Consider the following 20,532-nt stretch of genomic DNA (forward strand, 5'->3'; position numbering starts at 1 on the left):
CCCATGTCCATCGGTCACACCCTCCTGGGACTCCTGGAGTCCGGGCCCCGACACGGTTACGACCTGAAGCGGGCCTTCGACGAGAAGTTCGGTCACGACCGGCCGCTGCACTACGGCCAGGTCTACTCGACGATGTCGCGTCTGCTGAAGCACGGCCTCGTCGAGGTCGACGGCATCGAGGCCGGCGGCGGCCCCGAGCGCAAGCGGTACGCGATCACCGACGCCGGGATCACCGACGTGGAGCGCTGGCTCGCCACGCCCGAGAAGCCCGAGCCCTATCTGCAGTCGACCCTGTACACGAAGGTCGTCCTGGCCCTGCTCACCGAGCGCGACGCGGCCGACATCCTCGACACCCAGCGGGCGGAGCACCTGCGCAGCATGCGCATCCTGACCGACCGCAAGCGCGGCGGCGACCTCGCCGACCAGCTGATCTGCGACCACGCCCTGTTCCACCTCGAGGCCGACCTGCGCTGGCTGGAGCTCACCGCCGCGCGCCTCGACAAACTGAAGGCCACGGTGACGGCATGAACGCTCCCGGGGGATCCCTGCTCGTCGCCGAGAACCTGCGCAAGGCGTACGGCCCGACCATGGCGCTGGACGGCGCCGAGTTCTCCATCCACCCCGGCGAGGTCGTCGCCGTGATGGGCCCGTCCGGGTCCGGCAAGTCGACCCTGCTGCACTGCCTCGCCGGCATCGTGACGCCCGACTCCGGCTCGATCCGCTACGACGGCCAGGAGCTCGCGACGATGAACGACGCCCGGCGCAGCCTGCTGCGGCGCTCGGAGTTCGGGTTCGTGTTCCAGTTCGGCCAGCTGGTGCCGGAGCTGACCTGTGTGGAGAACGTGGCCCTGCCGCTGCGGCTGAACGGCACCTCGCGCAAGCAGGCCGAACGCACCGCGCTGGGCTGGATGGAGCGGCTGGAGGTCGACGACCTCGCGAAGAAGCGGCCCGGGGAGGTCTCGGGCGGCCAGGGCCAGCGGGTGGCGGTGGCGCGCTCGCTGGTCACCAGCCCGCGGGTCGTCTTCGCCGACGAGCCGACCGGCGCGCTGGACTCGCTCAACGGCGAGCGGGTGATGGAGCTGCTCACCGAGGCGGCCCGGTCGGCCAACGCGGCCGTGGTGCTGGTGACGCACGAGGCACGGGTGGCCGCCTACTCCGACCGCGAGATCGTCGTACGGGACGGGAAGTCCCGGGACATGGAGCGGGCCGTATGAACAAGGGAGGGGGGCCCGCCCGTGAGCACAGCCGGGCGTGGGGACGGGTCAGGGATCTGGGGCTGGGGCTCCGGTTCGCCTTCAGCGGCGGACGGGAGGGGTGGATCCGGGCCGTCCTGACGGCGGTGGGCGTCGGGCTGGGCGTGGCGGTGCTGCTGCTGACGACGGCGGTGCCGAACGCGCTCGCGGTCCGGCACGAGCGCGAACAGGCCCGGATGGACTACTCGTGGACCGAGGCGTCCCCGGCGAAGGCCGACGACACCGTGGTGGTCGGCCATGTCGACACCACCTTCCGCGACCAGGACGTGCGCGGCCGGCTGGTGGAGCCGGAGGGGCCGCGGGCCCCGCTGCCGCCCGGGGTGGACGCGTACCCGGCCAAGGGCGAGATGGTGGTGTCGCCCGCGCTGAAGAAGCTGCTCGCCGCCGACGGTTCGGCGCTGCTGCGCGAGCGGCTGCCGTACCGGATCGTCGGGACGATCGGCGAGGAAGGGCTGATCGGCTCGCGTGAGCTCGCCTACTACGCGGGCGCCGCGGGGCTGGACGCGCACGTCGACAGCGGCGGGGTGGCCCGGCTGACCAAGTTCGGCGACCCGAATCCGACGACCGAGAAGACCGACCCGGTACTGCTCCTGCTGATCCTCGTGGTCATCGTGGTGCTGCTGATGCCGGTCGCCGTGTTCATCGCCGCGGCCGTGCGGTTCGGCGGCGAGCGGCGCGACCGCAGGCTCGCGGCCCTCCGGCTGATCGGCTCGGACGGCCGGATGACCCGGCGCATCGCGGCGGGCGAGGCACTGGCCGGGGCGCTGCTCGGGCTGGTCCTCGGCACGGTGTTCTTCCTGATCGGCCGCGAGGTGGCGGGTTCCGTGGAGGTGATGGGCATGAGCGTGTGGCCCAGCTACCTCAACCCCTCTCCCCTGCTGGCCGCGCTGGTCACGCTGGCGGTGCCCACGGCCGCCGTCCTGGTCACCCTCTTCGCCCTGCGCGGTGTGATCATCGAGCCGCTCGGCGTGGTCCGCGCGGCCAGGCCGTCCCGGCGCCGGCTGTGGTGGCGGCTGCTGCTGCCGCTGGCGGGCCTCGCGATGCTCTACCCGATGATGGGACAGGGCCACGCCAACGGCGAGTTCAACGAGTACCTGGTGGTCGGCGGCGTCCTGCTGCTCCTGGTCGGGGTCACCGCGCTGCTGCCGTGGCTGGTCGAGAAGGTCGTCGGCCGGCTGGGCCCGGGCGGCATCTCCTGGCAACTCGCCGTGCGACGGCTTCAGTTGAGCAGCGGTACGGCGGCCCGGATGGTCAACGGCATCGCGGTGGCGGTGGCCGGGGCGATCGCCCTGCAGATGCTGTTCGCCGGGGTGGAGAGCGAGTACACCAAGTCCACCGGCCAGGACGTGAACCTGGCGCAGATGCAGGTGAGCGTCCCGAGCGGCGCCTCGATGGCCGCGACCGCGCAGAAGTTCGCCGACACCCGGGGCGTCCGCAAGGTCACCGCCCTGTGGGAGGAGTACCTGGGCGACGCCTCCTGGAAGAGCGAGAACGGCCCGGAGCTGTCCACCGAACTGACCGTCGGCGACTGCGCGGCGCTGCGCGAGGTGGCGAAGCTGCCCTCGTGCAAGGACGGCGACCTGTTCGTCCTCGACGGCGGCGAGTACACGGCCGACGGGCCGAAGCTGAACAAGCCCGGCAAGAAGCTGTACGCCGAGGGGCCCTACTCCGCCTCCGGCAAGAGCGTGGAGGCCGTCTGGACGGTCCCCGAGGGTGTGATCCCGGCGCACTCGATCGACGACATGACCGGTCAGCGGCGGGGCGGCTTCCTGATGACGCCGAGCGCGCTGCCCAAGGAGATCGAGAGCCTGCTCAGCGGTGAGCTGTACCTGGCGCTGGACGAGTCGGTGCCCGACGCCTACGACCACGCCCGCAACACGGCGGCCCGCGTGGACCCGCTGGCCGAACCGATGAACTGGGCGCCCACCCGGCAGGACACCAAGTTCGCCTCCATCCGCACCGGCCTGCTCGTCGGCTCGGCCTGTGTGCTGCTGCTGATCGGGGCGAGCCTGCTGGTGTCGCAGCTGGAGCAGTTGCGCGAACGCAAGAAGCTGCTGTCGTCGCTGGTCGCCTTCGGTACCCGGCGGCGCACGCTGAGCCTGTCGGTGCTGTGGCAGACGGCGATCCCGATCGCGCTGGGTCTGCTGCTGGCCATGGCGGTGGGGCTCACACTGGGCGCGATCCTGCTGAAGATGGCGGACGCGGCGGTCGGCGTCGACTGGAGCAGCGTGCTGGCGATGACGGGCTGCGCCGCGGCGGTCGTGCTGCTGGTGACCCTGCTGAGCCTGCCGCCGCTGCTGCGGCTGATGCGGCCCGAGGGCCTGCGCACGGAATGAGGAAACGGTCCCTCCCCGCCCGGGGAGGGACCGTCCGCGCGTTCACAGCCGGTACTCCCGCACCACCCTCCGCACCTGTGCGAACAGCATGCCCACGTTGACGGACTTGCGGCAGACGACGACCGCGACGACGTCCTGCTGCTCGTTCATCCTCACGAACAGGTGGGTGAGGTTGTCGCTGTTGACGAGGATCTCCTGGAAGAAGTGGTTGTCGCTCTGGATCCCGCGCCGCTCCTTGAAGACGTCCTCGATCATCACGACCGTGCGGCCCTGGAACAGGTCGAGCGTCGCGCCCGCCAGCAGGTCGAGGACCTCCGGCGGGTGGTTGTCGACCGTCTCGTACGAGAGCAGCATGCCCGTGGACATGTCGACGACGCCGGAGGCGACGCAGTCGGGGGCATCCGTACGCAGTGACTTGACCAGGCCCATCACCTGGTCGGAGAAACCTGGGGTCATACGCTTCGTCGCCATCCCTTCAGACTCCTTCGGCGGTTTTCTCGGTGAGGATCAGGTCGATGCGGCGCAGCGCCGGCTGAGTCGCCCGGTGCAGGCGCTCCACGTCCATCCCCTCGTCTCCCAGTACGACCATCAGCGCGGTGTCGCCGACGGCGTAGAACGCGGCGCAGCCGTGGCTGCCGTAGGTCACCGTGCGGTGCAGGGCGCCGCGGGCGGTCGCCTCGGAGGTGCGGCGGGCGAGGCCGAGACCGGCCGCGGCGAGGGCGGCGAGGCCCTCCGGGTCGATCGAGTCGGCCGTGTCGGCGGCGATGAGCAGCCCGTCGGCCGCGGCGACGGCGGTGTCGGTGATACCGGTCACCTGCTCGCGCAGGCCACGCATCTCCTGTGCGAGGGCTTTGTGGTCCATGAGTGCAACTCCCCTGATTCTGATCGCATGTGACCGTCTGTTCTCTGTGGGGGTTTCGGCGTGGGGCTTTCGGATGATTCGGCGCGGGGCCGCTATTTCGCCGTCGGATTCCGCAGGCGGAAGAACTCCTTCCAGCCGTTTCCGGTCGGGCGCTCCGGCGCGAGTGCCTCGTTGATGCCACTGGCGCCGGGGCGGCGGCGGGGCAGGGCGGCCGGCTCGGGGGGCGGCTCGGCCGGGGGGACCGGGACCGGGAAGGGCGGCGGGGGCGGGGCCGGTTCCCGGGGGTGGACGCCCTGGCCACCGGGCGGCAGCCGCACCGGGATCGGCGCGGGCGCGTCCGCGCACTCCAGCAGTCCCTCGCCCAGCATCCGGGCCACCGCGACGGTGACGGTGTAGACCCCGCGACCGGTGCGGAAGGCGAGGTCGCGGGCGGTGCGCCGGCCGTCGGCGTGGGTGAGCAGCTCGCGCTGGAGCGGCCCGAGGCGGTCGGCGGCCGAGAGGGAACCGGGCACGGGGCGCTCCCGCTCCGGGCGTACCGGGCAGGGCATGGCCAGGAGGGCGGAGAGCTTGCGGGAGGCCTCCTGCAGCAGCCGGGTGGGTGCTTCGCCGATGGCGACCGGGGCGGGCGGCGGCCCGGTCGCCGGGCCGCGTTCGCAGCCGTCGACGCTGCCCGCGACGATCGCGAACGCGGCGTCCTGGAGGGCCATCGCGCAGACCACGCGGAGCTGGGCAGCCCCCGCGTAGCCGTGCGCGATCAGCCCGGCGTGCGGCCAGCGGGCGCCGCCGGACTCGCGCACCAGCGCGGCCCACTCCTCACCGCCGACCCGCCCGGAGCGCAGCAGCAGCGCCTCCGCGCCGGGGGCACCCGGCGACTCGATCGCCGCGATCAGTCCGCCGCTCAGATGGAAGGTGCCGCCGGGTGCGCCCGCCACCCGCAGCTCGCCCGTGAACCCCTCGCGCACGCACGCGGCAAGAGCGCGTGCCAGCAGCTCGTAGCCCGACATCACTCCCCTTGCCCTTTCGCACATACGCCTGACGCGTAGCGCTGAGGGGGGAATGTCTATCAGTCCGGACGCGGGGTCCCGTCGGGGATTTGCTACCTGCCCCGACCTGACGGAAGTTGTTCTCCCGCGGAATTCAAATCTTTTTGTTCGGCGCTCATTTGACCGATCGGAAACCTCATGTCTCCCCGTCCCACACCCGCACCGGCAGCGTTCTGAGCGCCTCCCGCAGGGCGCCCGCCAGCTCCTCGTACTCCGCGCCCCGCGCCGCGCCCGCGCGCATGGCGAAGGCGATCCGGCGGGTGGGGGCGGGTTCGGCGAAGGAGCCGGTGCGCAGCTGGGTGCTGCGGCTGGTCTCGACGGTGACGGCGGTGCGCGGCAGCAGGGTGCAGCCGAGGCCTCCGGCGACGAGCTGGACGAGGGTCGACAGCCCCGCGGCGGTGGTGCTCACCGGGGCGTCCTCCCGCCCGGCCTCCCGGCAGATGTCGAGGGCCTGGTCGCGCAGGCAGTGCCCCTCGTCCAGAAGCAGCAGATGGAGCTCCTTGAGGGCCTCGCGCGGGATGCCCGTGCGGCCGCCGAGCTCGTGGCCGAGGGGGGTGACGAGCACGAAGTCCTCGTCGAAGAGCGGGAGTTCGAGCACGCCGGGCACGCCGAGGGGCACGGCGAGCAGCAGCAGGTCGAGGCGACCGGTGGTGAGACCCTCGAGGAGGGTGGCGGTCTGTTCCTCGTGGACCTGGAGGTCGAGGTGCGGATACCGGTCGTGGACCAGGCGCAGCACGGCCGGCAGCAGATACGGAGCGACGGTCGGGATGACCCCCAGGCGCAGCACGCCGGTGAAGGGCGCCCGCACCGCCTCGGCCTCCTCCAGCAGCGCGCCGACCTCCTCCAGCACCGCCCTTGCCCGTACGGCGAGGCGCTCACCGGCCGGGGAGAGCAGTACCTTGCGGGTCGTACGCTCCAGAAGGGTGACGCCGAGTGTCTCCTCCAGGGCCGACACGGCGCCGGACAGGGCGGGCTGGCTCATGCCGATGGCGGCGGCCGCGTCCCGGAAGTGCAGATGGTCGGCGACCGCTGCGAACGCCCTCAGCTGGGCCAGGCTGGGCTGCCGCCTCTTGGCCCCCGCACTACCCACGGTCACTGATAGCCACCTCCGATCAACTCAATCGAGTGTAGCCATTTCTTTAATCAATGCACCCTGTGCCACGATCGACGCCGTCCGACCCAAGGGAAGCGTCCGCGATCCGGACACTTCCTCGCTGCAAGGAGAGCGTGTGCTCACTGTTGGTGACAAGTTCCCCGACTTCGAACTGACCGCCTGTGTCTCGCTGGAGAAGGGCAAGGAGTTCGAGCAGATCCACCACAAGTCCTACGAGGGCAAGTGGCTCGTGGTCTTCGCATGGCCCAAGGATTTCACCTTCGTGTGCCCGACCGAGATCGCCGCGTTCGGCAAGCTGAACGACGAGTTCGCCGACCGTGACGCGCAGATCCTCGGCTTCTCCGGCGACTCCGAGTTCGTCCACCACGCCTGGCGCAAGGACCACCCGGACCTGACCGACCTGCCGTTCCCGATGATGGCCGACTCCAAGCACGAGCTGATGCGCGACCTCGGCATCGAGGGCGAGGACGGCTTCGCCCAGCGCGCCGTGTTCGTCGTCGACCCGAACCGCGAGATCCAGTTCACGATGGTCACCGCGGGCTCGGTCGGCCGCAACCCCAAGGAGGTCCTGCGGGTGCTGGACGCCCTGCAGACCGACGAGCTGTGCCCCTGCAACTGGACCAAGGGCGAGGACACCCTCGACCCGGTCAAGCTGCTGGCCGGGGAGTGAGCCGAGATGCCCCTCGACACCCTCAAGTCAGCCATACCGGACTACGCCAAGGACCTGAGGCTCAACCTGGGTTCGGTCATCGGCAACTCCGACCTGCCGGCGCAGCAGCTGTGGGGCACGGTCCTGGCGACCGCGATCGCCTCCCGCTCCCCCCTCGTCCTGCGCGAGCTGGCGCCGGAGGCCAAGGCCAACCTCTCGCCTGAGGCGTACACGGCCGCGAAGTCCGCCGCCGCGGTGATGGCGATGAACAACGTCTTCTACCGCACCCGCCATCTGCTGTCGGACCACGAGTACGGCAACCTGCGGGCGGGCCTGCGGATGAACGTCATCGGCAACCCCGGTGTCGACAAGGTCGACTTCGAGCTGTGGTCGTTCGCCGTCTCCGCCATCAACGGCTGCGGGCTGTGCCTCGACTCCCACGAGCAGGTGCTGCGCAAGGCGGGCGTCGACCGCGAGGTCATCCAGGAGGCGTTCAAGATCGCCTCGGTGATCCAGGCGGTCGGTGTGACGCTGGAGGCCGAGGCGGTGCTCGCCGACTAGGGGGTGTTTCGTAAGTCCTGTGCGGTGCCCGCGGTGTTCGGTGCGTGCCCTCGGCGTGCCGGACGAAGGCCCTCGTAGCGGAGCTACTTGGGTCTTCGGCCGGTGCGGCGAGGGTGCGTGCCGGGCGCCGCGGGTGCTGTGCGGGACTTTCGGAACACCCCCTAGGCGGGGTGCCGGTGCGGGTGGGTCCGGGGGCTGCTGCCCCGGGCCCGCCCGCTTCGGCGTTTCAAGGGGTCTCGTCCTCGACCGCCGGACGGGCCGTCTTCTCCTCGGCCACGCCGACGGGTGCCACGTCCAGCGCCGTCGCCCCCCGCGGCTTCGGCGACGTCCGCAGAGCCGGTTCCTGCGAGTACGCCCGCAGATAGCCCACCACCGTGTTCGTCACCGCCACCAGCGGTACGGCGACCACCGCCCCGCCGATGCCCGCGACCATGCCGCCGGAGGCCACGGCCAGGACCACGGCGAGCGGGTGGACGCGTACCGCGCGGCCGAGGATGAACGGCTGCAGGATGTGCCCCTCGATCTGCTGCACCGCCAGCACGACCGCCAGGGTCATCACCGCGGTGAACACGCCCTGCGTCACCAGCGCCACCACGACCGCCAGCGCGCCGGAGGCCACCGCGCCGACCAGCGGGATGAAGGAGAACAGGAAGATGAAGACGGCGAGCGGGACGGCCATCGGCACGTCGAGGAAGTAGATGCCCAGGCCGATGAAGATGGCGTCGATGAGCGCCACCACCACGGTGCCGCGCACATACGCGGTGAGCGTCGCCCACGCCCGCGGGCCCGCGCCGGCCACCCCGGGCCGGGCGACCGCGGGAACCAGCTTCAGCGTCCACTCCCAGATGCGCCTGCCGTCGTAGAGCAGGAAGAGGGTCGAGAAGAACGCCAGCAGGATGCCGGTGAGGGCCTCGACGACGACGGTGACGCCCTCCAGGCCCGCCGAGGTGATGGAGTCGGTGTTGGCCCCGATCGCGTCGCGCAGGTTCTCGGCGATGCCGTTGATCTGCTTGTCGGTGACGTGGAAGGGGCTGTTGAGCAGCCAGCGGCGCAGGTCGTCGATGCCGTCCTGGACCTGGTCGGAGAGATTGTCGATGTTCTCCATGACCTGCCAGGTCACGAACCAGCCCATCAGGCCGATGACGACGAACCCTAGGATCGCGGTGAGCGCGGTCGCGAACCCCTGGGGAACACCCCGGCGCCTGAGGCGGGCGACGGTGGGTTCGAGCAGGGCGGTCAGCAGCAGCGCGACCACGAAGGCGAGGACGACCAGCTGGACGGCGCTGATGACCTTCATCAGCACCCAGACGGTCCCCGCGAGCACCAGCAGCCGCCAGCCCGCCTCGGCGGCGACCCGGACGCCCCACGGCACGGCCTCCACCGGATCGGGGCGCGGGACAGGAGGGGGCAGCTCCTCGGGGGGCGTGACGGCGGCCCCGGACGCTCCCGGCTCCGGCTCGTCGGTGTCGCTCCCCCGTTCGGCCTCGGCGCGACGCTCGTCGAGCCGCTCACCCATCTCGGTCAGACCGGCTCCGAGCCGGCCGAGCCATCCTGGCACTCGCGACATGATCCGTCCTCTTCCCCCGTCTCTCCCCACCACTCCCCCTGGAGCCGTCGGCTTACGACCGTACAGGGCGAAAGCCCCTCACCTAAGGACGGGGAGGGGCTGCGCGGGGTTGAGCGGCGGTACCGGCTCAGTAGGACCCGTTGGCCTGCCAGTAGGCCCAGGCGTCGCAGGGGCTGCCGTACCGTTCGTTCATGTAGTTCAGGCCCCACTTGATCTGGGTGGCCGGGTTGGTGCGCCAGTCGGCACCGGCGGACGACATCTTCGAACCGGGGTAGGCCTGGACGAGACCGTAGGCGCCGGAGGAGGGGTTGACGGCCTGGTAGTTCCAGGTGGACTCGTGGTCCACGATGTTGCTGAAGCACTGGAACTGGCCGGCGGGCACGATCTGGCGGGCGATGGCCTGGACCTCGGCGACGGTGTAGGACGCCTGCTGGGGGAAGCTGCCGGTGCCCGAGGCCGTGGTGGCCGTGGTCTCCGCCTTCTGGCGCTCCTCGGCCCGTTCGGCTTCCTCGGCCGCCTTCGCCTTCGCCTCGGCGGCCTTCTCCTCGGCTGCCTTCTGCTTGGCGATCGCCTCCTCGGCGGCCTGTTTGCGGGCCGCTTCCTCCGCCGTCCTCTTGGCGGTGGCGTCGGCCGCGATGGCCTGGCCGGCGGCCTGCCGGGTCAGCGAGGCCGTCTGCACCTGGGCCTGCTGCCCCGCGGGTAAGTCGGCGAGGAGGGTGGAGTCGCCCGCCGCCGCCTCCGCGTCATGGGCGGCCTGTCCGGAGCCGGCCTGCGCCACTCCCATGACAGCCCCGACAGTGGTGACCGCGGTGGCCGAGGCCACGGCGAATCCCCGGACCGCTGTTCGGCTCACACTGATTCCTTCTGCTGGGTCGTCAGATGAAACAGAGAACGGCCCCGGCGCCGCAGGGCGGCATCGGGGCCGTGTGTGCTCAGTACCAGTGGTTGGCCTGCCAGAACGACCAGGCGTCACAGGGACTGCCGTACCGGCTGTTCATGTAGTTCAGGCCCCACTTGATCTGGGTGGCCGGGTTGGTCTGCCAGTCGGACCCCGCGGAGGAGTACTTGGACGCGGGCAGCGCCTGGAACAGGCCGTAGGCGCCGGAGGAGGCGTTGACCGCGTGGTAGTTCCAGCTGGACTCGTGGTCCACGATGTTGCTGAAGCACTGGAACTGACCGCTGGGCACCATCTGCGCGGCCATGGCCTGGATCTGCGCGACCGTGTAGGAGCTCTGGATCGGGAAGTCGGACGAGCTGCGGCTGGCCTTGGTCTTGGCCTCTTCGCGCTCCTTGGCCGCCTTCTCGGCGGCCTCCTTCTTCGCGACGGCGGTCTCGGCGGCGGCCTTGCGAGCCGCTTCCTCGGCTTCCTTCTTGGCACCCTCGTCGGCGGCGATGGCCTGGAAGTTGGCCTGCTGCGCCAGCGAGGCGGTCTGCACCTGGGCCTGCTGGCCCGCAGGTATGTCAGCGAGGAGCGTCGCGTCGCTCGCCGTCGCTTCTGCGTCGTTCGTCTGCGCGGTGCTGCCCGAGGCAACGCCGACGACGCTTCCGACAGCGGTGACCGCCGTGGCCGAGGCCACTGCGAATCCCCGGACCGAGATCCGGCTCACACGGTTTCCTTCCAGCATCGCCCGCTTCGGTGACCCTGGCGGACGCAATCGTGCCCCTGACGCTGGCCTCCCCACGGTGGGTCACGGGAGACACGGGCCCGGTGGGCAACTCCCCGGCGGGGAGCGCCGCGTGGTGCTCGGGCGGCATACGGCGACGCTATGGAGTTGAAGGTGGTGCTACCGCGTTTCCGTACCTCTGAAGGTACAGGTGTGCCGTATGCGGGGCCTGACAGGAACGAGACTCTGCCGCAACCCGACGCCGCAAGGCAATTCCGAGTTGCGTGTGAAAGCTCACACCCCTGGGAACCCTGGGAATTCCGCGAAACCCCCACACACGCCGACGCCGCCCGGCTAGGCTCTCGGTCTTTGCCGGACGGCGCCAACTGACGCTCAAAGCTTATGAACTTGTACGGTTAGGGTCAGATCTGCCCGTCCTCCAGCATTTCGGTCACAAGCGCCGCGATCTGGGACCTCTCGGACCGGTTCAGCGTCACGTGCGCGAAGAGCGGGTGCCCCTTCAGCTTCTCGACGACGGCGACGACTCCGTCGTAGCGCCCGACCCTGAGGTTGTCGCGCTGCGCCACGTCATGAGTGAGAACCACCCGCGAATTGGCGCCGATCCGGGACAGAACGGTCAGCAGGACGTTCCGTTCCAGGGACTGGGCCTCGTCCACGATCACGAAGGCGTCGTGGAGGGACCGCCCGCGGATGTGGGTCAGCGGGAGCACCTCCAGCATGCCGCGCGCGGTGACCTCCTCGATGACCTCGCGGGAGGTGACGGCCGACAGGGTGTCGAAGACCGCCTGCGCCCAGGGGCTCATCTTCTCGGCCTCGCTGCCCGGCAGATAACCGAGCTCCTGCCCGCCGACCGCGTACAGCGGACGGAAGACCATCACCTTCTGGTGCTGACGGCGCTCCAGGACCGCCTCCAGGCCCGCGCACAGCGCCAGCGCCGACTTGCCGGTGCCGGCCCGGCCGCCCATCGACACGATCCCGACGTCCGGGTCGAGCAGCAGGTCGAGCGCGATGCGCTGCTCGGCGCTGCGGCCCTTGATGCCGAACGCCTCCCGGTCGCCGCGCACCAGCCGGACGTTGCCCTCCGGGCTGACCCGGCCGAGCGCCTTGCCGCGCTCGGACTGGATGGTCAGGCCGGTGTGCACGGGCAGGTCGGCGGCCTCCGGGACGTACACGTGTCCTTCCTCGAAGAGGACGTCCACCTGCTCGCCGGGCAGGGTCAGTTCGGACATTCCGGTCCAGCCGGAGGCGTCCGTGATGGCGAGCTCGGCGCGGTACTCCTCCGCCAGGAGCCCGACCGACGACGCCTTGATCCGGAGCGGCAGGTCCTTCGAGACGACGGTGACGTCGAACCCCTCCGCCTGCAGATTGCGGGCGACCGCGAGGATGCGGGAGTCGTTGTCCCCCAGGCGGTAGCCGGTGGGCAGCACGCTGGGGTCCGAGTGGTTGAGCTCGACACGGATGGTGCCGCCCAGTTCGCCGATCGGAATGGGGGCGTCGAGGCGTCCGTACCGCACCCGGTAGTCGTCGAGCAGGCGCAGGGCCTGCCGGGCGAAGTAGCCGAGTTCGGGATGGTGCCGCTTGGCCTCCAGTTCCGTGACCACGACGATGGGGAGCACGACCTCGTGCTCGTCGAAGCGGCTCAGGGCGTTCGGGTCGGCCAGCAGGACGCTGGTGTCGAGAACATAGGTGCGCCGGTCAGGCATACGGCGCTTTGTGCTGGTCACCACGGAAGGACGTACCCCCTCGGATGAGGTCGGGGAGCGACGGAGTGGAAGCAGGGCCGGGAGGGCGAGAAGAACCAGACCGGTCGACGGCCCCGATGCACGGGCCGGGGACCGGCCCTCCACTGCTTCTTCCGTGCAGTGACCGCACGGTCGGGCTGGTGCAAAGGGCCTCCCGGGCGGACGGCCCCGTGCCGTCCGCTGAGGATCCGACACCCGTGGTTCGGGTGTCGACCTGCTTGGCTTATGCCCTTGAACGTGCGCCGCCATGCCACGGCATATGACGGCGCACCGGTGAACTCCTTGTTACTTCCGCCCCAAGGGGGGTACTCACCTGCCCTTTCGGGCCCGGCGTGGGTCAGCCGCCGTAACGGCGGTGACGCGCCGCGTAGTCGCGCAGGGCGCGCAGGAAGTCGACCTTGCGGAAGGCCGGCCAGAAGACCTCGCAGAAGTAGTACTCCGAGTGGGCCGTCTGCCACAGCATGAATCCGGACAGCCGCTGTTCGCCGCTGGTGCGGATCACCAGGTCGGGGTCGGGCTGATCACCGGTGTAGAGGTGGCGGCCGATCAGGTCGACGCTGACGGACTCCGCCAGCTGCTCCATCGAGGTGCCCTTGTCGGCGGCGTCGACGATCATCGAGCGCACGGCGTCGGCGATCTCCTGCCGTCCGCCGTAGCCGATGGCGACGTTGACCAGTATCCCGTCGACGCCGGCGGTGGTCTCCTCGGCCTCCTTCAGCGCGGTCTGCACATGGGAGGGGAGGATGTCGGGGGTGCCCACGTGGTGGACGCGCCAGCGGCCGTCGGCGGCGAGGGTGCGGACGACGTCCTCGATGATGCCGAGGAGCGGGACGAGTTCCTCCTGCGGGCGGTCGAGGTTGTCCGTCGACAGCAGCCAGAGGGTGACGACCTCGACGTCCGTCTCGCTGCACCAGCCGAGGAACTCCTCGATCTTGTCGGCGCCCGCGCGGTGGCCGTGCTCGGTGGTGGAACCCGCGGCCTTCGCCCAGCGGCGGTTGCCGTCCATGATGACGCCGATGTGCTTGGGCACCTGAGCGTGGTCCAGGTGACCTTCCACCCGGCGTGCGTACAGCCTGACCAGAAGGCCGCGCAGCTTGTCGCGCAGGTTCACGTGATTGTCAGCCCCTCCGTAATGGCGGTCCCCGCGGGCCGAAGCCTACCCCCGCGGGGCCTGGGCGCGTGGCGAGGGTGCGGCGAGGCGGGCGGAACGGGGCACAAAAAAACGGGCCGGTCCGTGGGGGGGAGACGGACCGGCCCGAGGGGGGGTCTCCACCATAACCCTTCGTAAGTGATGCTGTGTGCATCGGCGCGGGAAAATTACTCTCCGGAGTCGTCCGGCGACACCCCGGTGACAACCGGAGGCATGATTTGCAAGTGATTCATGGCCGGAACGCGGCGGAATCCCAGGAGAATGACCGTACCCACCGAGGGAAGTTGGGGTTTGACGGGAGCCTGGGCGCCGATCGGGCGGTCGTCCGCGCATCCCCCCGACGGGCTACCCCCGAGATGGGCGTCCGCTTGACGCGGGCGGTGCCGCCCAGCCCCCTCCACTGCGCGGTGCCGCCCGCGCAGCTTTGCTCAAGCGAATTACCCGCGCTCGAACTTACGTGAGGTCGCGACCGAATGAGAACCGTTCGCGATAACGATGTGGAAACCTCGTGGAGAACCTGAGGCGTTCTGCGGCGGAGTGAACCGGAATGCCCTTTTCGGCTGTGCGGCAGGGCTGTTCGGGGACGACTCGGATGCGGGGCGGCCCGCATCAGGTGGCGAGTCAGTCGTGGGCCACGTCGTAGTGCAGCAGGACGACGCCGTTGCCGAAGGCGTGGGATCCGGCGAGGTGGAGGGCGGTGACCGTGTCGGAGTGCGGGAAGAGGGGTTTGCCGCCGCCGACGAGCACCGGATGGACGTAGAGCCGGATCTCGTCGACGAGGTGGTGGCGGAGGAAGGCGGCGGCGAGGTCGGAGCCGCTGAGGCCGAGGCCGCCTGAACCCGGCTGGTCCTTGAGAGCCCGCACCTCCTCGGGGACGACCTCCCGGACGACCGTGGTGTTCCAGCCGGCGTGCTGGAGCGTGCGGGAGTAGACGTACTTCGGGATGTCCCGCCAGATGCGGGCGAACTCGGCGGCCACCGCCGGGGTCTCGGGGTCGGCGTCGGCCGTGGGCCAGTACTCGGCCATGAGGTCGTAGGTGACCCGGCCGTGGAGCAGTCCGTCCAGCTGTCCGACGGTGTCGTTGAAGTGCTGGTGCAGTTCGTCGTCCACCCGGTGCCAGGAGATGTCGCGGTCCGGGCCCTCGATGAATCCGTCCAGGGACACCGACATCATCAATACGATCTTCCGCATACGACGGCCACCTCTTCGTGTCCCGGCTCGCTACCGTGCCGAGGGTAGCGACGCGACGGAGGGGAGAGCGGGATGGCGCGCTGGAGGGACGGACGGGGCGAGCTCGTGGTGGGGGACGGCGGCCCGCGCCTCCCGCTGGAGATCGCGGCCTCCTACCGGGCCCGCACCAAGGGGCTGCTCGGGCGGGACGACGTCGACGGGGCGATGCTGCTGTCGCCGGCCGGCAGCGTGCACACCTTCGGCATGCGGATGCCGATCGATGTCGCCTACCTCGACCGACGGCTCACCGTCATCGCCGTGCGCACCATGCCCCCGGGCCGCCTGGGCCTGCCCCGGCTCCGCTCCCGCCACGTACTGGAGGCGGCGGCCGGGGCGATGCGGGAGTGGGGGGTGCGCAGGGGGGTCCGGGTGGAGGTGATCACCGGCGACCGCCCTCACCCACCTCTCAGCCCGCCGTGCGCGGGAAGGTGATCTCCACCCGGCGGTTCTTCTTGCGGCCCTCCTCCGTCGAGTTGTCCGCGATGGGGTACTGCTCGCCGTAGCCGCGCACCTCGAAGGTGATGCCCGGGTCGTTCAGGTCGCCGGCGAGTTCGGCCTGGACGGCGTCCGCGCGCTGTTTCGACAGCACGTCCCCGTGGGCGGAGGAACCGAGGTTGTCCGTGAAGCCGAAGACCCGGACCAGCTGGGTGTTCTGCTTCTTGATCTCGTCGGCGATCACGGCGATACGGGCCTTCGCGTCCGCGCCGAGCTTCGCGCTGTCCTTGCCGAAGAGGACCTCCGCCTGGAGGGCGAACGTCACGTCCGCGTTGGTGTCCTCACGGCGCTCGTCACCCGACTGGTCCTCCACGACCTGCTTGATGTCCAGCACCTTGGGCTCGGCCAGGGTGCCGCCCTCGGGGAGCTTGAGGTCCGGGTCGTTGGGGTCCACCTCGACGGGGGCGGTGGCCGTGGGTTCGGTGCCCGGGGGGACGCTCGGCGTGGAGTCGTCGGCCCGGGCGGCGGGGGCCATGCCGATGATCACGAGGGTGGCCGTGGCCGTCGCCACCGCCAGACTGAGACGTGGGGTCATGGCCGGCCTCACCCGGAGATCTTGATGACCGCGCTGGGGAACAGCGGGAGCTGGAAGGTGACCTCGGTGGAGTCGGCGGGGGGTGCGGGGAACTGCAGGAAGACGTCGATGGTTTCACCCGCCTTGAGCGTCGAGAAGCCCGTCGTGGTCAGGGGGCGGCCTTCCGTGTCGCGGAGGACGTAGTAGCGCTTCTTGCTCTTGGAGTCGACGAGGGTGGCTCCGCCGAGGGACAGTCCGTTGTTGATGATCTCCGTCTCGTTGCCGCTCAACGCGGAGGGGATCACGGCTTCCGTGCCGCTGTCGTTCTTCAGGGAACCGCTGACGGTGATGAAGCCTCCCGAGTCACGCACTGCCGACGTGATCTGGAGGAGCAGCCCGCTCGGCCCCTTCAGTTCGGCGAGGGGATCCTGAGACTGCCCTTCCTGGGTGTCGGGTTGCGATCCCCCCGCCTTGGACGCAGACGACGAGTTCTGCGGCTTCTTGTCGTCGCCGCCCCCGCCCCCGCACGCGGCCGAGCCGAGAGCCAGCCCGGCCACCACGGCCAGCGCGACCATCCCCCTGCGGGCCTTCGCCGTGAATCGCATGTTCATCACTCTGCTTCCTTCTTCAGCCAGTGGCCAAGTGGACGTCGAAGAGGTCCTGAGGCCCGGGCAGATCAGTCAGGTCCTCCGGGTCCAGCACCCAGTCCCCGTCATCGCACGTGAGCGTCGGCAGTACGTCGTCCTCGGCGTCCTCGGCGTCCCCGCCCGGCAGTTCGAACCTGCACAGCGGCTCGATCACGGCGGTGGCAGTGGCATGGGCCCGTCTGTCCGCCGTGCCGGGCACCACCGAGTCTCCGACGGTCTTGTTCGTCTGGGCCGTGACGCTGTAGGCCAGAGGGCCGTCAGGCACGCAGTAGACGGTCGCGTCGTTCATCAACGCCAACTGGTCGGCGCGCCAGCAGGAGTCGGTCGCTCCCACTCCGTCGAAGATGTCCTGCCACTTGGCCGGGTCACGGACCTCCAGAGCCCACTGCCCGGCCAGTTGATCCCTGGTTTCCTGCGCCGCCGCCAGGGCCGCCGCGTCCGCCGCGGTCTGGGCACCGTTGCGGTTCACCGCCGCCTGGCCCACCGCGAAGTACGCGAACGCGAGAAAGAGCAGGCCTGCCACCACCGTGATGTAGATGGGGAAAGCCTGCCCCGCGTCGCCGTGTCGGCGTCTGCGACGTCCTGTCAGGGCGCCACCTTGGAGATCTGCGTCCTGAGCTTGTCCACGATCGTCTGCCCCAGATTCGTGTTCGCGATCAACACCACGATCGCCACCACCACCGCGATGATCCCCAGATACTCGACCGCGGTCTGCCCACGGTCGCCGGCGGCGCGGCGCCGTATCGCCTCCGTCACCCGGACCTTGGCCGCGACGGCGGTCCTCAGCAGCAGGTCGCTCATGGCGTTCCTCTCGGTTTGAGGCAGTGGCGTGAGGAACGTACGACGGGGGTGTCGCTCCGGACGAGGGTCCCAGGGCCCAATTTCCGAGCCACTTCGCCGCCGCCTCGGCGCGGCTGCTGCTGTGCAGCTTGGCGAAGATGCGGTTGATGTGGTTCTTGACGGTCTTCTCGCTGATGAAGCACGCGGCGGCGATCTGCTGGTTGTTCAGGCCCGACGCGATGAGGTCCATGATCTCCGCCTCCCTCGCGCTGAGCCCGAACCCCGCCCTGTGCCCCGTCCCTGACCCCGACCCCGACGACTGTCCCACAAATGGTTGCAGTTGCGAAAGCTCTTTTGGTTGATTCCCTGGAAATAAGGTGGTTGCGGCCTGGATGACGTGTGCAGTCGCATCGCGCACGCCGCCCCGGGTGACGTCCCGTACCGCCGCCGTCAGTTCCTCCACCGTGAACTGGCCGTGGACCAGGTAGCCGCTCGCCCCGCGGCGCAACGCCTCCTGGACGGTCGAGGGGTCGTGGCTGTACGTCAGCATGAGGACCGAGGTGACGCGGGCCAGGTGCGGGAGGGCCGTGAGACCGTCCACGCCGGGCATGCGGACGTCGAGGAGGACGACGTCGGGGCGGTGGCGGACGGCCGCCTCGTAGGCCTCGCCGCCGTCGGCCGCCTCCGCCACCACGGTGATGTCCCCGCGGCCGGACAGGAGCGCGGTCAGGCCCGCGCGGACCACGGGGTTGTCGTCGGCCACCACGACACGTACGGCCTCGTCAGGGGGTCGGTGCGGCATACGGCCTCCTCTGCGGGGTCAGCGCGGTCAGCGGCAGCTCCAGGCGCACCTCCGTGCCCGGGCCGTCGGCGCCGCTGGCGATGCGGAGGCGGGCACCGACGCAGGCGGCCCGTTCCGCCATGCCGACCAGGCCGAAGTGGCCGCTGTTGCGCAGGTGTTCGAGGGTGGTGCCGGGGGGCAGGCCCCGGCCGTCGTCGTGGACGGTGAGGGTGAGGAGGTCGCCCTGGACTCCGGCGCGCACCTCCACCGCCGTGGGGTCCGCGTGGCGGTGGGCGTTCTCCATGGCCTCGGCGGTGATGGTGAGGAGCTGGCGGGCCACCGCGGGCGGGACGGGGAGCGTCGTGCGGTCGCCGGTGGGGCGGTAGGTGACCGGCAGTCCGGTGCGCCGCGCGAAGTCGCCGGCGTGGGCCCTCAGTTCGGGCAGGACGTCCACGCCCTCGGCGGGGTCCGGCTCGCGGCGCAGGTCGGTGAGGAGTTCCCGGGACTCGGCGGCGGCGCGGCGGGCCGAGCGGGCGACGAGTTCGGCGTGCCGTCTGACCGTCTCGGGATCGGGGTCCGCCGAGCGGGCCAGGGCGTCCGCCGCGAGGGCCACTCCGTGCAGGGTCTTGGCCACGGAGTCGTGCATCTCGCGTGCGAGGCGGGCGCGTTCGGCGGCCACCGCCTCGGCGGCGGCGAGCCGGGCCCGGACGGCGGCCAGGGCCTGGGTGGCCTCGCCGAAGCGGAGCATCAGGCCGCGCAGCGCCGAACCGGCCGCGCCGGTGATGACGCAGAAGCCCGGCAGCAGCAGCCGCTCGGCGAGGTCCGCCTCCGTCCCCCGGGCGACGGTCGCGTGCACCAGCAGCAGGATCAGCGACTGGAGCGAGGCGAAGCAGGCGGCGCCCCGCCAGCCGTAGACGATGCCGGCCAGGAGGGGGGTGCAGACGCTGACGTAGGCGAGGGTGGTGTCGGGGCCGGCGGAGATCAGCAGGAGGGTGCCGAAGACGGTGTCCACCGCCAGGAGGCTGGGGTGGCGCAGGAGGAGGGGGCCGAAGCGTTCCCAGTCGCGGAAGAGGACGTACGAGCCCATGAAGGTGACGACCACGGCCGCGCCGACCAGGCGGACGCCCAGGCCCGGTGAGGCGTTGAGGAGGGCGGCCGGCGCGGCTACGGCGATCATGGCGAGGCGGAAGCCGAAGACCTGGCGGCACATCGCCTGGAGGGCGTTCACCTGGAGGGGGAGCGGTGCCTCGCCCTTGCGCTTCGTGAACCTCATCGCGCCCGCCTACTCCCCCGTGATCGAGCTGAAGTCCGTGCCGGAGCCGAGCAGCATCCCCGCGCCGAGGAGCAGCATCGTCGCCGGGACCATGAACGTCGTGATCATCAGCGTGGCCTTGGGGACCGCGCGGGCCGCCTTGCGGCGGGCGTTCTGGGCGTCGGTGCGGCGCATGTCCTTGGCGATGGCGACGAGCGTGTCGACGATCGGCGCGCCGAGTTCCTCGCCCTGCTGGAGCGCGGTGACGAACATCGCGACCTGCTCGGAGTCGTTGCGGCGGCGCAGTTCCTCGAAGGCCTCGCGGCGGCTCACGCCCAGGTCCATCTGGCGGAGCGTGATGCGGATCTCGTCCGCCCAGGGACCCTCGTACTTCGACGCCACCCGGTCGAGGGCCTGGCGGAAGCCGAGGCCGGCGCTCACGACGACCGCCAGGACGTCGAGGAAGTCGGGCAGGGTGCGTTCGATGGCGTCCTTGCGGACCCGGATCGCCGACCAGATGCCGACCTCGGACCAGAAGGCCGCGAAGGCGAGCATGAGCAGCGCGACGAAGAAGCTGCCCTGGAGGAGCGCGGCCAGGGCGCCGACGCCGCCGATCGCGCCGTAGACCGCGCGGCGGGCGGCGTAGCGGTCGAGGGTCAGGCCGCCCGGGTTGCCCGCGAGGTCGATCCGGCGGCGGTAGCGGGCGACCTGCTTGGGGCCCATCAGACGCAGGACGGCGGGGGCGTAGCGCATGCCCATGCGGTCGACGAGCGAGCCGACCGCGCTGGTGCGGGTCGAGCCGACCTCCAGGGCGAGCACCAGGTCGCTGGGCAGCTTCACCTCGGCCCGGTACATGCGGATCCCGGCGAAGACGCCCCAGACGGCGAGGCCCATGAGGAGTGCGAGCAGGAGTTCCACGGTGTGCGTCCCC

21 protein-coding genes and 1 pseudogene are annotated in these 20,532 nt (G+C 70.7%); 6 read left to right on the forward strand and 16 right to left on the reverse strand.

Annotated features, from left to right (window positions below):
* Positions 1-3: 3 nt before the first annotated feature.
* The 3 genes from ACFY2L_RS15550 to ACFY2L_RS15560 are packed head-to-tail and all read left to right on the forward strand — an operon-like array spanning position 4 to position 3,589.
* Positions 4-528: a PadR family transcriptional regulator gene (locus ACFY2L_RS15550; protein ID WP_390658452.1), complete on the forward strand. Its 525-nt coding sequence runs from the start codon at positions 4-6 to the stop codon at positions 526-528.
* On the forward strand, positions 525-1,214 hold the full coding sequence (locus tag ACFY2L_RS15555) for an ABC transporter ATP-binding protein (protein ID WP_390658451.1): 690 nt from the start codon (positions 525-527) through the stop codon (positions 1,212-1,214). The genes ACFY2L_RS15550 and ACFY2L_RS15555 overlap by 4 nt, the downstream gene beginning before the upstream one ends.
* Positions 1,211-3,589 carry an ABC transporter permease gene (locus tag ACFY2L_RS15560; protein ID WP_390658450.1) on the forward strand — a complete coding sequence of 793 codons (2,379 nt, stop codon included), beginning with the start codon at positions 1,211-1,213 and terminating at the stop codon, positions 3,587-3,589. Before ACFY2L_RS15555 ends, ACFY2L_RS15560 begins: the two co-directional genes overlap by 4 nt.
* 42 nt (positions 3,590-3,631) lie before the next feature.
* Here ACFY2L_RS15560 and ACFY2L_RS15565 read toward each other — a convergent pair whose 3' ends face one another.
* From ACFY2L_RS15565 to ACFY2L_RS15580, 4 genes are all read right to left on the reverse strand, one after another.
* Positions 3,632-4,060, reverse strand: a complete 429-nt coding sequence (locus ACFY2L_RS15565; protein ID WP_390658449.1) for a hypothetical protein — start codon at positions 4,058-4,060, stop codon at positions 3,632-3,634.
* Positions 4,061-4,064: 4 nt separating this feature from the next.
* A complete protein-coding gene (locus ACFY2L_RS15570; RefSeq protein ID WP_055633839.1) occupies positions 4,065-4,451 on the reverse strand; it encodes a roadblock/LC7 domain-containing protein in 387 nt (128 codons plus the stop codon).
* A gap of 92 nt (positions 4,452-4,543) precedes the next feature.
* Positions 4,544-5,455, reverse strand: coding sequence for a MarR family transcriptional regulator (locus ACFY2L_RS15575; protein WP_390822580.1), 912 nt, complete (start codon positions 5,453-5,455; stop codon positions 4,544-4,546).
* A 175-nt stretch (positions 5,456-5,630) separates the two neighbouring features.
* Positions 5,631-6,590 carry a LysR substrate-binding domain-containing protein gene (locus tag ACFY2L_RS15580; RefSeq protein ID WP_390658447.1) on the reverse strand — a complete coding sequence of 320 codons (960 nt, stop codon included), beginning with the start codon at positions 6,588-6,590 and terminating at the stop codon, positions 5,631-5,633.
* Between the two features lie 133 nt (positions 6,591-6,723).
* Here ACFY2L_RS15580 and ACFY2L_RS15585 point away from each other — a divergent pair, with 133 nt between their 5' ends.
* Both ACFY2L_RS15585 and ACFY2L_RS15590 read left to right on the forward strand, forming a co-directional pair.
* Positions 6,724-7,278 (forward strand): peroxiredoxin, encoded by a 555-nt coding sequence (locus tag ACFY2L_RS15585; RefSeq protein WP_189934001.1) that lies wholly within the window; start codon positions 6,724-6,726, stop codon positions 7,276-7,278.
* Positions 7,279-7,284: 6 nt separating this feature from the next.
* Positions 7,285-7,818: an alkyl hydroperoxide reductase gene (locus ACFY2L_RS15590; protein WP_390658446.1), complete on the forward strand. Its 534-nt coding sequence runs from the start codon at positions 7,285-7,287 to the stop codon at positions 7,816-7,818.
* A gap of 226 nt (positions 7,819-8,044) precedes the next feature.
* Here ACFY2L_RS15590 and ACFY2L_RS15595 read toward each other — a convergent pair whose 3' ends face one another.
* The 6 genes from ACFY2L_RS15595 to ACFY2L_RS15620 form a co-directional block, all read right to left on the reverse strand.
* Complete coding sequence (locus tag ACFY2L_RS15595; protein WP_390822581.1) at positions 8,045-9,385, reverse strand: AI-2E family transporter; 1,341 nt, start codon at positions 9,383-9,385, stop codon at positions 8,045-8,047.
* A 127-nt stretch (positions 9,386-9,512) separates the two neighbouring features.
* Positions 9,513-10,238, reverse strand: coding sequence for a transglycosylase SLT domain-containing protein (locus ACFY2L_RS15600; protein WP_390822582.1), 726 nt, complete (start codon positions 10,236-10,238; stop codon positions 9,513-9,515).
* A gap of 79 nt (positions 10,239-10,317) precedes the next feature.
* Positions 10,318-10,992 carry a transglycosylase SLT domain-containing protein gene (locus ACFY2L_RS15605; RefSeq protein ID WP_390658443.1) on the reverse strand — a complete coding sequence of 225 codons (675 nt, stop codon included), beginning with the start codon at positions 10,990-10,992 and terminating at the stop codon, positions 10,318-10,320.
* Between the two features lie 419 nt (positions 10,993-11,411).
* Positions 11,412-12,737 (reverse strand): PhoH family protein, encoded by a 1,326-nt coding sequence (locus ACFY2L_RS15610; protein ID WP_390658442.1) that lies wholly within the window; start codon positions 12,735-12,737, stop codon positions 11,412-11,414.
* Between the two features lie 352 nt (positions 12,738-13,089).
* Positions 13,090-13,863 carry an isoprenyl transferase gene (locus ACFY2L_RS15615; protein WP_390658441.1) on the reverse strand — a complete coding sequence of 258 codons (774 nt, stop codon included), beginning with the start codon at positions 13,861-13,863 and terminating at the stop codon, positions 13,090-13,092.
* Positions 13,864-14,523: 660 nt separating this feature from the next.
* Positions 14,524-15,093: a dihydrofolate reductase family protein gene (locus ACFY2L_RS15620; protein ID WP_390822583.1), complete on the reverse strand. Its 570-nt coding sequence runs from the start codon at positions 15,091-15,093 to the stop codon at positions 14,524-14,526.
* Between the two features lie 72 nt (positions 15,094-15,165).
* On the opposite strand from ACFY2L_RS15620, the gene ACFY2L_RS15625 reads away from it, so the two are divergent.
* Positions 15,166-15,564, forward strand: a complete 399-nt coding sequence (locus ACFY2L_RS15625) for a DUF192 domain-containing protein (protein ID WP_390658439.1) — start codon at positions 15,166-15,168, stop codon at positions 15,562-15,564.
* Here the strand turns inward: ACFY2L_RS15625 and ACFY2L_RS15630 are convergent.
* The 6 genes and pseudogenes from ACFY2L_RS15630 to ACFY2L_RS15655 form a co-directional block, all read right to left on the reverse strand.
* Positions 15,539-16,162 carry an OmpA family protein gene (locus tag ACFY2L_RS15630; RefSeq protein WP_390658438.1) on the reverse strand — a complete coding sequence of 208 codons (624 nt, stop codon included), beginning with the start codon at positions 16,160-16,162 and terminating at the stop codon, positions 15,539-15,541. The two genes, ACFY2L_RS15625 and ACFY2L_RS15630, sit on opposite strands and share 26 nt — an antisense overlap.
* A gap of 8 nt (positions 16,163-16,170) precedes the next feature.
* A complete protein-coding gene (locus ACFY2L_RS15635) occupies positions 16,171-16,752 on the reverse strand; it encodes a hypothetical protein (protein ID WP_390822584.1) in 582 nt (193 codons plus the stop codon).
* Positions 16,753-16,768: 16 nt separating this feature from the next.
* On the reverse strand, positions 16,769-17,377 hold the full coding sequence (locus ACFY2L_RS15640; protein ID WP_390822817.1) for a pilus assembly protein TadG-related protein: 609 nt from the start codon (positions 17,375-17,377) through the stop codon (positions 16,769-16,771).
* Between the two features lie 294 nt (positions 17,378-17,671).
* Positions 17,672-18,370, reverse strand: a pseudogene (locus ACFY2L_RS15645) (response regulator); the annotation flags it as partial.
* On the reverse strand, positions 18,351-19,622 hold the full coding sequence (locus ACFY2L_RS15650; RefSeq protein WP_390658436.1) for a sensor histidine kinase: 1,272 nt from the start codon (positions 19,620-19,622) through the stop codon (positions 18,351-18,353). The pseudogene ACFY2L_RS15645 and the gene ACFY2L_RS15650, both read right to left, overlap by 20 nt.
* 9 nt (positions 19,623-19,631) lie before the next feature.
* Complete coding sequence (locus tag ACFY2L_RS15655) at positions 19,632-20,519, reverse strand: DUF5936 domain-containing protein (protein WP_390658435.1); 888 nt, start codon at positions 20,517-20,519, stop codon at positions 19,632-19,634.
* Positions 20,520-20,532: the final 13 nt, after the last annotated feature.

The sequence above is a fragment of the Streptomyces sp. NPDC001381 genome (assembly GCF_042895685.1).
Classification (GTDB): domain Bacteria; phylum Actinomycetota; class Actinomycetes; order Streptomycetales; family Streptomycetaceae; genus Streptomyces.

Coding starts and splice junctions, on each gene's coding strand:
- ACFY2L_RS15550 (WP_390658452.1), top strand. CDS start 4: ATGTCCATCGGTCACACCCTCCTGGGACTCCTGGAGTCCGGGCCCCGA.
- ACFY2L_RS15555 (WP_390658451.1), top strand. CDS start 525: ATGAACGCTCCCGGGGGATCCCTGCTCGTCGCCGAGAACCTGCGCAAG.
- ACFY2L_RS15560 (WP_390658450.1), top strand. CDS start 1,211: ATGAACAAGGGAGGGGGGCCCGCCCGTGAGCACAGCCGGGCGTGGGGA.
- ACFY2L_RS15565 (WP_390658449.1), bottom strand. CDS start 4,060: ATGGCGACGAAGCGTATGACCCCAGGTTTCTCCGACCAGGTGATGGGC.
- ACFY2L_RS15570 (WP_055633839.1), bottom strand. CDS start 4,451: ATGGACCACAAAGCCCTCGCACAGGAGATGCGTGGCCTGCGCGAGCAG.
- ACFY2L_RS15575 (WP_390822580.1), bottom strand. CDS start 5,455: ATGTCGGGCTACGAGCTGCTGGCACGCGCTCTTGCCGCGTGCGTGCGC.
- ACFY2L_RS15590 (WP_390658446.1), top strand. CDS start 7,285: ATGCCCCTCGACACCCTCAAGTCAGCCATACCGGACTACGCCAAGGAC.
- ACFY2L_RS15595 (WP_390822581.1), bottom strand. CDS start 9,385: ATGTCGCGAGTGCCAGGATGGCTCGGCCGGCTCGGAGCCGGTCTGACC.
- ACFY2L_RS15620 (WP_390822583.1), bottom strand. CDS start 15,093: ATGCGGAAGATCGTATTGATGATGTCGGTGTCCCTGGACGGATTCATC.
- ACFY2L_RS15625 (WP_390658439.1), top strand. CDS start 15,166: ATGGCGCGCTGGAGGGACGGACGGGGCGAGCTCGTGGTGGGGGACGGC.
- ACFY2L_RS15630 (WP_390658438.1), bottom strand. CDS start 16,162: ATGACCCCACGTCTCAGTCTGGCGGTGGCGACGGCCACGGCCACCCTC.
- ACFY2L_RS15635 (WP_390822584.1), bottom strand. CDS start 16,752: ATGAACATGCGATTCACGGCGAAGGCCCGCAGGGGGATGGTCGCGCTG.
- ACFY2L_RS15650 (WP_390658436.1), bottom strand. CDS start 19,622: ATGAGGTTCACGAAGCGCAAGGGCGAGGCACCGCTCCCCCTCCAGGTG.